This window comes from Methylocystis heyeri, assembly GCF_004802635.2.
GTDB lineage: Bacteria > Pseudomonadota > Alphaproteobacteria > Rhizobiales > Beijerinckiaceae > Methylocystis > Methylocystis heyeri.
Genome location: NZ_CP046052.1, coordinates 4,198,621 through 4,210,000 on the forward strand (window position 1 = coordinate 4,198,621; position 11,380 = coordinate 4,210,000).

The window sequence follows — 11,380 nt, forward strand, 5'->3', positions numbered from 1 at the left end:
CCGTAGCGCAGCGCGAGTTTCGAGCCTCAATAGGTGTTCTTGTCTTCGGCCGCCCAGCCCTTGTCGTTCCTGGAGAAGTGCAGAGAGCCCTCGCTCTTCAGGATTTCATTCTTCTGGAACGATTGATCTGCGGCCAGTCCGAGAAGCGTGCAGGCGCCGCGCTCTTTCTCATTGGCGCATTTGGCGTCGAATCCGTCCGGGAACTGGATTTCGGACTCGTACCAATATTCGTAGACGTCCTCGGTCCCGACGTGCGCGGCGCGTCCCTGGGTCTTTTTGAACGAAACGATGCGGGCGGGCACGGCGGCGCGCTCAAACATGTTGCGCAGCACTTTGGCGCCTACTGCGTCGTTCGGCTCTTTTGGCTCGCCGCAGGCGCCCAGCGCCAAAATCAGCGAAGCCGCCGCAACCCTGGTGATCCTACGCATCCGTCTTCCTCCGCATCGCATACGCGCCAGCGCTTCATTTCTCACGGGCGCCCACCCTTTTGAAAACATGTTCTCTTGCCGGGTTTTTGGGCGCCTGTTCGGAAGTTTTTCTTCAATAAGCCAGCTTTGTGGAAATTCATATCAGATAGTTGCAATTCTGTGCAGCAGATGTATTCTCAGCAGGTCAACGGATTGCGCGTCTGGCGACGTCGAGGGACACTCAAGGTCCGGCGTTGTTTCGATGCGTATCGGCAGAACTTTCGAATACCCTACGGAGTGCTCAGGTCCGCCGCATCTCCTGGGTCCGTGGGGTTGGCCGGCTGGTGTGAGTTGGAGTGGCCTCCTTGAAGCTCTCGCCAGTCGGCCGCCTTTGCCCCGCTTGAAAATCAACCGACCAATCACAGCCCTGCAGACCGTACCTCAAAGAAGGGATGCCGGACGCCGCTGCGCGCAGACTGAGCCGGCTGACGCCAATCTCTGGCCGTCAGCCGCCGGCGCCTCGATCACTTGATCTTGGTTTCCTTGAAATCCACGTGCTTCTTGACGACGGGATCGTATTTCTTGAACGCGAGCTTCTCGGTCTTGGTGCGGGCGTTCTTCTTGGTCACGTAGAAATAGCCGGTGTCGGCGGTCGACAGCAGCTTGATCTTGATCATGGCGGATTTGGCCATCGGGGTCGTCCATTCAAGCAAAAGGGAACACGGACCCTCCCCGCTGCGGATGCAGCGAGACCCAAGTCCGAAGTTGCGCGCACCATAAGCAGGTGGGCCTCTTTGTCAAGGCTCGCCGCTTTTTCGGCGCGGGAATCGCAAGGGAAAAGGGGCCTTCGGGGCGTCCCGCCGATTTTGGCGGAGCGCCGCGTCGCCTCAGAAGGCGAGTTCTGCGGCGAAGCGATTTCCCATCGCCACGGCCTTTCAATACAATCGCCCTGGCGCGGCCTGCGCTCGCATGGATTCATGCGAACGACAGGAAGTTGCGCCAGATCAGACTGTTGAAACCCTATTCCAGGCGCAGGAGCCGGGTCGGCGGCAAATGCGCATGAAGACAATCGCAGCTTTCCGGGGGCCTGTAATGCCGCGCATCGCCTTTTTCGCCGTTCTTTTCGCCCTGTTTGCGGCCTCGTCCGCCAGGGCGCTGGACAAAGTGAGCTTCGCCACCAACTGGCGCGCCCAGGCGGAACACGGCGGCTTCTATCAGGCGATCGCGGACGGGACCTACGCCAGATACGGTCTGGACGTGACGATCGTCCAGGGCGGCCCGCAGAGCAACGCTCGTCTTCTTCTCGCGGCGGGGCGGGTCGATTTCGCTATGGGCGCCAATTTCATTCAGACATTCGAGGTCGTGCGACAGAAAATACCCGTGGTCGTCGTGGCCAGCATGTTCCAGATCGATCCCGTCATCTTCATGTCTCACCCGGGCCAGGGGCTGGATCGGTTCGAGGATCTGCCGCAGGCGACCGCCTTCGTGGCGAACGATCTTTTCGTCTCGGTCTATCAATGGCTGAAGCAGGCCTACGGCTTCCGTGAGGAAAAAGTGAAGCCCTATGGCTTCAATCCGGCGCCCTTCATCGCCGATGCCAAATCCGTCCAGGAGGGTTTTCTGACTTCGGAGCCCTATCAGGTCGAGCGCCAGGGCGGCTTCAAGCCGAATGTGTTCCTTCTGGCCGACTATGGTTACGACAGCTATTCCACCACGATCGAGACCCGCGCCGAAACCATCGCCGGCAATCCCGACCTCGTGCAGCGTTTCGTCGACGCCTCGATCCTCGGCTGGCGCAATTATCTCTACGGCGACAACAACGCCGCCAATGCGGCGATCAAACGCGACAATCCCGAAATGACAGACGGCCTCCTCGCCTATTCCGTCGCCAGGCTCAAGGAGCGCGGGATCGTCGATTCGGGCGACGCGCAACGGTTCGGCGTCGGGGTCATGACCGACGCGCGCATCAAGAGCTTCTTCGACAAGATGGTCAAAGCGGGCGTCGTTCCGGCGGACCTCCCTTACCGAAACGGCTACACGCTGCGTTTTATCGGAAAGAACGCGGGCATGGAGGCGGCCTCCAAATGAGGCCGCTCGTCTCCCTGCGAGGGGTGAGCAAGCGATTCGGCTCCGGCGCTCCGGTCCTCAACGCTGTGGATCTCGACGTCTTCGAGGGCGAGACATTGACGCTGCTGGGGCCGTCCGGCTGCGGAAAATCGACCGCGCTGCGCCTGCTGGCGGGCCTCGCGCAGCCCAACAGCGGCGTGATCTCCTGGGCCGATCCGGCCAAACAACGGCGCCTCGGCTTCGTATTCCAGGAACCGACGCTTCTGCCCTGGCGGGACGTCTTCTCCAATGTCTATCTGCCGCTGCAGCTGAAGGGCGTCGCGCGCCGGGAGGCCGCCCCCCTGGTCGAGGAGGCGCTCGATCTCGTCGGCTTGCCGAGTTTCGGCCGGGCTTTGCCGCGCGAGCTCTCAGGCGGAATGAAAATGCGCTGCGCCATCGCCCGGGCCTTCGTCACGCATCCGGCTCTGCTGTTGATGGACGAGCCTTTCGCGGCCCTCGACGAAGTCACCCGCTTCAAGCTGAACGACGATCTCCTCGCCTTGAAATCTAGACTGGGGACGACGATCGTGTTCGTCACCCATTCCGTCGCCGAAAGCGTCTTCATCTCGACCCGGATTCTGGCGCTCGCCTCCCGCGGCGGCCGCATCGTGGACGAGATCGACATAGATCCCGCCCTGCGCCGGGATTACGAATTTCGTCACGGCCCGGCCTTTTCCGACCTATCGCGCAGAGCTTCGCAGGCGCTGCTTCGGGCGATGGGGGAAGACGAATGAAGGAGCCGATGCGGATGCTGGCGAGGGTGCTTGCCGCAGCGTTTCCTCCGCTGCTCGCTTTCGCGGTCGTTCTCGGCCTGTGGGAGGCGGCGGTCCGGGCGTGGGAGATCCCCGTCTACCAGCTGCCGGCGCCCAGCGTGATTGCTCAAAAGCTGATCGAAGATCGCGCGCTGCTTTTTTCGTCGCTACTGGCCACTCTTTCGATAACAGTCCAGGCCTTCCTGCTCGCCACGATCTGCGGCGCGCTGCTCGCCCTGGCGATGTCGCAGTCGCGCTGGCTCGCAAGGATTATCGCGCCTTACGCGATCATCCTTCAGGTGACGCCGATCGTCGCCATCGCGCCCCTGCTTCTGATCTATCTTTCGCCGCATCACGCCGTTCTGGTCTGCGCATTTCTCGTGGCTTTCTTTCCGATTCTCTCCAACACGGCGCTCGGTCTCGCCTCGGTCGACCACGCCTTGCTCGATCTTTTCGATCTTTACGGCGCATCCGCCTGGCGCAGGCTGATCTACCTGCGCGCGCCGGCGGCTCTGCCCCAATTCCTCGCAGGACTGAGGATCGCGGGAGGATTGGCTCTGATCGGCGCGGTTGTCGCGGAACTTGCGGCCGGGGCCGGGGGGCAGGGCAGCGGCCTCGCTTTCCGTATCGTCGAAGCGGGCTTCAGGCTGGATATTCCGCGCATGTTCGCCGCCCTCGCGCTGCTTTCAGTCAGCGGCGTCGCCATCTATGGAGCGCTGTCGCTGCTTTCTTTTTTCGCGTTGCGGCGCTGGCACGACAGCGTGCGCGAAAGAGGGGGGTGAGCGGCTCTTCAACCCCCTCGCCGAGAACATTGCGTTCGACTTGATAATCTAGACCGTTGCTGCGCTTATGGGCTTTGTCCGCGGTCCGCGCATTGCGACCGCTTTGTTTTTGGGAGGTTTTGTTGTTGAATAACAGGAAATATTCCTTTGGCGTTTGCTTGGCCGTGACGCTCGCGGCTTCCGGCGCCGCCGCCGCCGATGCAATTCCGGCCGGCCTGACCGAAATAAAGACGCCCACCGGAGCGACGCTTTACGCCGGCCAACCCAACGCCAACGGCTTTCGGATCGCCCGTCCCCAGTCCAATTTCGCTGCTCCCGGCCAATACCGCACTCATATGCAGGTTTTGATTCCGCCGGGAGGCTACAATCTCAACCCTAAGCCCGCAGGACAGCCGGCCACCAACGCTCTGGGCGAAACTCCGGCTTCGATCGCCTGCATTTACCGTCTCGTTCCGGTGGCCTCCGGCTGCAACCCCAATGTCGTCACCACCAATGTGACGGGCGGCTCCAGAGCCATCGGTATCGTCGACGCCTATAATTACGCCACGGCCCTCAGCGATCTCACCACCTACAGCAATTTCTTTGGATTGCCCGCGCCGGATCTGCGCGTGATCTACGGCACCGGCAACCCGGCCAACGGCTGCGTCAGCGGCCCGGTCCCGCCGACCGTCACCACGAACTCCTGGGACGGCGAGGCGGCGCTCGACATCGAGATGGCCCATGCGCTGGCCCCTAACGCCACGATCTATCTCGTTCTGGCCAATTCGCCCTCGAACACTGACATGGCCATCGCGTTGCAGGTGGCGACGGCCTGCGTGCAGGCGGCGGGCGGCGGCGAGATATCGATGAGCTTCGGCTCCCCGGAGTTTGCCGGAGAAACGGCGGCCGATATCGGCTTCACCGCCCCGAACGTCGCCTTCTTCGCCTCCGCGGGCGACACTCCCGGCGTGGAATATCCCTCGGCTTCGCCCAATGTGTTCGGCGTCGGCGGCACGACCGTGGTGCGCGACCAGAACACCGGCGCCTTCGAGAGCGAGATCGCGTGGATCAGCACCGGCGGCGGGCCGAGCGCCTATGAGCCGACGCCGAGCTACCAGAGCGGCCTCGCCGCCCTGCTCGGCGGCGCGCGCGGCGTGCCCGATCTCGCCGCGATCGCAGACCCCAATACCGGCGTATGGATCTACAACACCCCGACGTTCAATGGTTGGACCATTATCGGCGGCACCAGCGCGGCGGCTCCGATCGTCGCCGGCATCGTCAACAGGGCCAGCTTCTTCTGGGGCAGCAGTCCGGCGGGCCTCGCCAATATTTATAATCTGGCGGCCCAGAGCAGGCTTTCGAGCTATGTGACCGACGTCAACAGCGGCGTCTGCGGACCCAAGGGCGCGGCCAATGGCGCGGGCGCCGGCTATGATCCGGCCTGGATCGAGGCCACCTATAAAACCTCTTGGGATTGGTGCACCGGCTGGGGCTCGCCGCACGGTAGCCACTGACGCGAAATCCGCTCCATTCTTCGGAGCGGATTTCCTATTCCGTCGCCGCAAAATCGATTCTCCTGAGCGTTTTTTGCGGCGCAGGCATGAGCCGCGGTCCTTCGGGCGCTTCCGGAGGATCGCCTCGCGCGGGTTTGTGCGGTCGCCCGAGCCGCCTATGATTCTCTGTAGACCGCGTTCGCATCGCTGCGCGTCCGCGCGAGAAATTTTCAGTGGGGAGAATTGCGTAGCGGGTCTTGCGAACATCGGGCTGGCGTCATCGCCTGCGCGGCGTCAAAGCATTGCATTGGTTTCAAAAAACGAAGAGGCGGACGATTTAGATTTTGTCGCCTTCCGCACCCGGCGTGACGCAACGCCAGCGGGACACGCGCAGAAGGGGATGTTCGCCCGACCATTGCGCGATGAGGGGCTGCGCCTGCAGCATGCATCCATGCAATGAACCGGTGTCCGAACTCAGCACCAATTTCTTTTCGTCGCAAATTACGGGATGCGCCAGAGTGCAAACCGTCAAGACGAGTTCGACGAAGGCCATTTGCGCCTCTCCCGCATGGGAGCGCCAAAATCAGCGCACTCATGCGAGACTAGGGCGGCTCACGCCGGGGTCAATATTTCGCCTTTGCCATAGACCGCGGTGTCGCCTGCAAAGCGCCTGAGCTTTTGCGTCATCAGGCGCGCAGCGCGCCGGCTGTCCTCGGCGAGGGCTTTCGAGAACAGCCGCGCGAAGGTGAAATTATGCGCGCCGCAATCGACATAGGTGGGACCGAAATCCACCGGCTGCGCCAGCACCAGCGAGGCGCGCTTGTTGAGATAGCCGACGCGCCCTTCCGCCGTCCCCAGCGCGATGATCGTTCCGGCGATGGCGCGTGAGCCGAGATCCTCGCCGACGTCGCCCTCGATCAGAATGACGCCGCGGCGAAGACGATCGCCCGCTCTGCAGCCGGCGCTGCCGCGCACGACAATGCGACCGCCCGCCATGCCGGCGATTTCGCCGGGCAGGGGCGCGCCGAGAAAATCGCCGCAATCGCCGTCGATGTCGATATGGCCTCCCGCCATGCCGCTGGCGGCGTAAGGGCCGGCGTCGCCGACCACGGTGATTTGTCCGCCGAGGGCGTTGCGGCCGAGCTGCGCTCCGACGTCGCCCTCGACATAGATCGAGAAGCCGGGCAGCAGCTTGGCGCCGAGGAGGTCGAAGCGTTCCGATCCTCCTTCGAAGTGAAGGTTGGCGGGGTCGCCCGAGCGCACCTTGAAGTAGTCGCCGACCCTGGCTCCGACCTTGGTCGTCCCAATCTCGATCGCCTCGATTTCCTTGACCGTGCGCCCGACAAGGCGGTCCGGCGTAAGCTTCGAGAGATCCAGTCTTTGCTCCGGTTCCCGGCGGAGCGCGAAAAGCAGCGGCTTCACGGCAGGAGATCCTTCAGATGATAGTGGAACGGGCCAAGCTTGCCGCCGTAATTGCCGGCGCCGACGCGCTTGGCGCCGGTTTTCGGACCGAGCGCGATGATCGCCTTGAGGCCGGCGCGCATGGCGTTCGAGACTGCGGCGTCGCTCAATCCGTCGATGACGATTTCGAGCACGCAGCCGATGTCGGGATCGAGGACGCTGGTCCCGAGGCCGCTGAGGGTGGGGCAATAGGCGTCATTGGTGGAGGCGCCCATGCCCTTATATTTCGAGCCGACCTTGGAGCCCGAGCGGACGATGCCGCCCGGGAAGGGCGTAATGGCGTCCGGCACGGCGCGAATCGCCTCGACGCCCGCCTCGGTCGCCCGCATGGTGCTTTCCCAATCCGGGCCCATCACGAGCAGATTGCCGCCGCCGACGCATTTCTTGGTGAGGCCGACCTTGCTCTCCACCAGGAACTCGCCGTCCATGACCGGCACGCGCCAATAGCGCCGGCCGTCGATCGACTTGGCGATCTGGAAGCGGTCGCCGAACTGGCGCACCGCGTCGCCGACTTTGATCTCGAACTCACCGTCGATGGCGCGGAACACTGCGGTTCCGGGACAGGTGAGGACGCATTGGCCGAGCCTGTTGACGAGCTGCTTTTCGGCGTCCTTCGAGGACATGGCGAAGAGCAGCACGCGCACGCCGGGGCGGCCGTCCGGAGTTTCCCTGGCCGACAGCTCCATGTCGATGCCCGCCTCGCAGCCGCATCCGATGACGGAGGTGGCGAAGCCGGTCATGGTTTGAGCTGCGGTCAGAGCCCATTTGCGGTTCGGGGCCGTGATGATCAGGCCCGTCCCGCTCATCGGGAAGGCTTCCGCGAAGCTGTCGTCGATGCGAACGCCTTTGCGAACTAATTGCGGCATGGGACCTCCGCGAAAGCCTCTGGCGCCGGAAGAGCGGCGTCGTCGACCGCGAATATTCCGCGCGGCAGGCCGTAAAGCTTGTCGTAATAGCTGTCCAGACGCTTGTTGATGGAACTGTCGTAGCTCGGCTTGACATGCAGCGTCTTGCCGCGCGTGTAGCGCGTGACGGCGCCTTCCCTGACGACGAGCTCGCCGTCCTTGAAGACATAGGCCGCGTTGCGGAACATGCCGGCGCGGTCTTTTTCGTCGTCCTTGTAGATGGCGACGTCGGCGACCGAGCCCGCTCCGAGAGAGCCGCGATCCTCGAAGCCGTAGAGCTTGCGCGGAGCCGCGCGGGTCATCGTCGCAATCTCGTAGATGGTGTATTCGCGCTTGATTCCGGGCAGATTGGTCAGCGAGACCACGTCGTCGGGCAGGCGCGACAACCATTGCGCGCGCTTGTCGGCGCTCATCAGCAGCGCGAAGACCTCGGGGTAGGTGGTGAAGGGCGCGCCATTGGGGTGGTCGGTGGTGAAGAACACCCGCATAGGATCGTTGGTGAGCAGGAACAGCTCCAGTCCCGCCGCCCATTGCACCGCGTTGAAGAAATCCGAAACGCGATAGGAATAGGGCACCACGCCGACGCCGTTGCCGTCGCCGTCGAAAATAAAGCCCTTCTTTGGCCGCGCGCCCGGCAGGCTGTTGAACTGCTTCAGAACGTCCGAGGAAATCGTCACGATATCCGCGAACATCACCTGTCCGACATCGACGGTGACGTTCGGGCTGGCGTTGATCTTCTCGGCGAATTGCGCCGCCGCCGAGGAAAAGCCGTTCTTGCCTTCCTTGCCATAGGCGTAGAACTGCACATGGGCGAGATGCAGCGGCAGTCCCTGTGAGGCGTCGATGGTGGCGAGAGCCGTCTCGACATTGCCGGGCAGGCCGAGATTGTTCATGTGCAGATGCAGGGGGTGGCGGATGCCGCTCTGGCTTACCGCGCGCTGCATGCGCTGGAAGATCTCGCGCGAGCTCAAGCCATATTCCGGCACGACGTCGTCGAGGGAGAAAGCGCGCACGTTTTTCTTGAAGGCGTCGGCGCCGCCGGCGTTGACGCATTTGACGCCGATCGCGCGCGTCGCCTCCAGCGTGGCGCCGATGTAATCGAGAACGACATTCGGGCTGTCGCCGTCGCGGAACGAGGACAAAACGAAATCCTCATTGCCGAGCACGGTGAGGAAGCCCTTGTCGATGATCGGTATGTCCGACAGTTCGAGATGGGCGTGCAGCGCATGATGCGGCGATACGGCGGGCTCGATGACCGTCGTGTAGCCCATCTGGGCGTAGAGCCGTCCGGTCTGGAAGGTGGACCAGCCCGCCGTGGAGAGCGGGGTCTCCACCGGCCTCGCCTTGTGCGCGCGATGCGCTTCGGGCAGCAGGAGGCGGGCGGTGTTCACGCTGCCGCCCGCGATGTGGGAGTGGATGTCGATCGCGCCCGCCATCACGACATGGCCGGATACGTCGAACTCCGCGTCGGGCTTGCGCCCTTCGGGCCGCTCTATAATGCGGCCGTCTTCAAAATAGACATCGCCAATCGCGTCGGTCCCATTGACGGGATCGACCACATGGCCGCCACGCAGGCAGGTCAGCACGGCACTTCCTCCGAGAATCTGGCGCTGATCTCAACGATAGCCTCGGCGACGCTGGGCGTATCGGATGGGGCCTTGGCCCGTCTCAGCACGAATGAGCTGGTCTCCTGGGCGAGTTCGACGGCGTCGTGGGTCTCGCCCGGGCGCCCGACCTCGATATAGAGGCCGAGGCTGACGCTCGCGCCCCTGGGCGCCAGCGTTATCATGGGCACGTCGTCGCGCGTCCAGGCCGGAGCTTCGCCGTCATAGGCCGAAATCCAGAGGGCGGCGTCGGCTTCCCCGCTGTCGACGAGTCGCCGCGCGTCGAAACGCCAAGGATCATGTTCGGGATAACCGCGTCCGAACCCGGTGCGGGGTGGGAAGCCGGTCATCCATCCGCTGACCTGAACCACGCCCGAGGCGCCGCTGCGGGCGCCGATCGGCACGCCGGTGAAGCGCGTCGTGGCGTTGAGTTCGGTGACGAGGCCCTGCAGCGCCTCGACGGCCAGTCCGTCGATCGCCGCCGCGGACCAGACCACGCCGCCGAAGCGCGCGGCCTTCAATGTCGCGGCGAGGGCGTCGATCTTCTTGGCCGCAGCGCCTTCGAGGCTGATCGGCCTGCCGCCGACGCGGGCGCGCAGGGCGCCGAGCAGGCCGGGCAGGGTCTGCGGCGTCGCCGCGAGCGTTTCGATTTCCACGCCCTCGACCTTGGCTTCGTTGCGCTTGGGGCCGAGCCAGAGAACCTTGCGCGGCGCGCCGTTGTTGAAATAGGCCGGCTGATCGAGCGCCAGACGCTCGAACAGCGCGGGCCAACGCTCCGGCAGTCCCGGACCCACCAGCAGCACGACGTCGCAGCGCACGCGCGCTTCGTTGGGCGTGGTGACGAACATACCGAAGGATCTGGTCACGTCGAGGTCGGCGAAAACGTCGTCGCACGCCAGATGGTCATAGGCGCCGCGCAGCCGCTCGGCCAGGAGAATCGCGGCGCGAGCGCCCGCCGCATCCGTGCCGAGCCCCGCGACGACCGGGAATTTCGCGGAGCCGAGAATCTGCGCCGCGCGTTGATAGGCGTCTTCGAGCGCGATGGGCGCGCCGTCGAGCGTTGCGTTGCTCATTCTTTGCCTGCCGGTTTTCCGTCTCGCCGAATTCGAATGAAGCGGCTTCGCGTCGCGCAGCGGCTTCGCCGCCGCGCTCAATGGCGCGCTCGGCGGGACCGGCGGCCGCGACTAGCAGCCATTCGCTTCGGCTTACCCCCTGAATCTGCGGTTATGCCTATCAGCCGCGACGCGCGCTGTCGAGATAGAGCGTCGCGACATTTAATTATGAGCATCTGATTATGAGCGTCGCGGCGAGCGGTCGGGGGCTAAGTTCCTCGCCTCTACTCGGCGTCGCTCGAGCGGCGGGCTATCTCTTCTTGGAAGCCGAGGCGGGAATTGCGCGCTTCACGTAGCCATGCTAGACAAGCCCCGAACTCGAACCTGCGCAAGCGAAGAGGCCGCGCGCCGCATTCGCTTAAATCAGCGGCGCGAGGCCTTCATTCAGAGTTCCAACTGGAGGAAACACAATGGCCTGGACCACCCCCGTGATCGTCGAAGTTTGCGTCGGCATGGAAATCACTTCCTACGAGTCCGCCGAGATCTAACATCGGGCGGGCGCGCCGGGCGTGTCCCGGGAGCCATACGAGATTAAGCCGGCGTGGGGCTGAGCGACCGCAATGAGGTCGAAGGCTCCACCGCCGGTTTTATTTTTTTCGCCGGCGTCCGCCTCCTGCGCCGGCCCATTGCGGATCGCAGCCGCGCCCGCCGTCCGACGCGGCAACGGCCCAATTGTTCCGGGCCGCTCTCGCGCGAGGAAATCCCGCCGGATCATGAAGGTTTGACTTAAGATAAAAGCCTGTCACCCTTTACGATGAGAATGACTCCAAAATCGCTGG

The 11,380-nt window shown here is 63.8% G+C and carries 12 protein-coding genes; 5 read left to right on the forward strand and 7 right to left on the reverse strand.

All coding sequences use genetic code 11. The features are described from left to right. Positions 1-26: 26 nt before the first annotated feature. Both H2LOC_RS18870 and rpmG read right to left on the reverse strand, forming a co-directional pair. Complete coding sequence (locus H2LOC_RS18870) at positions 27-428, reverse strand: hypothetical protein (protein ID WP_136497188.1); 402 nt, start codon at positions 426-428, stop codon at positions 27-29. Between the two features lie 503 nt (positions 429-931). Next, on the reverse strand, positions 932-1,099 hold the full coding sequence (gene rpmG, locus H2LOC_RS18875) for a 50S ribosomal protein L33 (protein WP_136497187.1): 168 nt from the start codon (positions 1,097-1,099) through the stop codon (positions 932-934). 367 nt (positions 1,100-1,466) lie between these two features. Here rpmG and H2LOC_RS18880 point away from each other — a divergent pair, with 367 nt between their 5' ends. The 4 genes from H2LOC_RS18880 to H2LOC_RS18895 all read left to right on the forward strand — a co-directional run bounded on the left by H2LOC_RS18880 (position 1,467) and on the right by H2LOC_RS18895 (position 5,540). Next, positions 1,467-2,495 (forward strand): ABC transporter substrate-binding protein, encoded by a 1,029-nt coding sequence (locus H2LOC_RS18880; protein WP_246206897.1) that lies wholly within the window; start codon positions 1,467-1,469, stop codon positions 2,493-2,495. Beyond that, a complete protein-coding gene (locus tag H2LOC_RS18885) occupies positions 2,492-3,247 on the forward strand; it encodes an ABC transporter ATP-binding protein (protein WP_136497185.1) in 756 nt (251 codons plus the stop codon). The genes H2LOC_RS18880 and H2LOC_RS18885 overlap by 4 nt, the downstream gene beginning before the upstream one ends. After that, positions 3,244-4,047, forward strand: a complete 804-nt coding sequence (locus H2LOC_RS18890; RefSeq protein ID WP_246206898.1) for an ABC transporter permease — start codon at positions 3,244-3,246, stop codon at positions 4,045-4,047. Before H2LOC_RS18885 ends, H2LOC_RS18890 begins: the two co-directional genes overlap by 4 nt. Positions 4,048-4,172: 125 nt before the next feature. Continuing rightward, positions 4,173-5,540, forward strand: a complete 1,368-nt coding sequence (locus tag H2LOC_RS18895; protein ID WP_136497184.1) for a S53 family peptidase — start codon at positions 4,173-4,175, stop codon at positions 5,538-5,540. Positions 5,541-5,856: 316 nt separating this feature from the next. On the opposite strand, the gene H2LOC_RS18900 is transcribed toward H2LOC_RS18895, so the two are convergent. From H2LOC_RS18900 to H2LOC_RS18920, 5 genes are read right to left on the reverse strand one after another with little or no spacing between them, the layout of a single operon-like run. Then, positions 5,857-6,072 (reverse strand): hypothetical protein, encoded by a 216-nt coding sequence (locus H2LOC_RS18900; protein WP_136497183.1) that lies wholly within the window; start codon positions 6,070-6,072, stop codon positions 5,857-5,859. A 59-nt stretch (positions 6,073-6,131) separates the two neighbouring features. Then, a complete protein-coding gene (locus H2LOC_RS18905) occupies positions 6,132-6,941 on the reverse strand; it encodes a formylmethanofuran dehydrogenase subunit C (RefSeq protein ID WP_136497182.1) in 810 nt (269 codons plus the stop codon). After that, positions 6,938-7,846, reverse strand: coding sequence for a formylmethanofuran--tetrahydromethanopterin N-formyltransferase (fhcD, locus tag H2LOC_RS18910; RefSeq protein WP_136497181.1), 909 nt, complete (start codon positions 7,844-7,846; stop codon positions 6,938-6,940). The genes H2LOC_RS18905 and fhcD overlap by 4 nt, the downstream gene beginning before the upstream one ends. Further along, a complete protein-coding gene (locus H2LOC_RS18915; protein WP_136497180.1) occupies positions 7,834-9,471 on the reverse strand; it encodes a formylmethanofuran dehydrogenase subunit A in 1,638 nt (545 codons plus the stop codon). Before H2LOC_RS18915 ends, fhcD begins: the two co-directional genes overlap by 13 nt. Further along, positions 9,465-10,562, reverse strand: a complete 1,098-nt coding sequence (locus tag H2LOC_RS18920; protein ID WP_136497179.1) for a molybdopterin-binding domain-containing protein — start codon at positions 10,560-10,562, stop codon at positions 9,465-9,467. Before H2LOC_RS18920 ends, H2LOC_RS18915 begins: the two co-directional genes overlap by 7 nt. A 449-nt stretch (positions 10,563-11,011) precedes the next feature. On the opposite strand from H2LOC_RS18920, the gene pqqA reads away from it, so the two are divergent. Beyond that, positions 11,012-11,089: a pyrroloquinoline quinone precursor peptide PqqA gene (gene pqqA / locus H2LOC_RS22150; protein WP_083481414.1), complete on the forward strand. Its 78-nt coding sequence runs from the start codon at positions 11,012-11,014 to the stop codon at positions 11,087-11,089. Positions 11,090-11,380 lie beyond the last annotated feature (291 nt).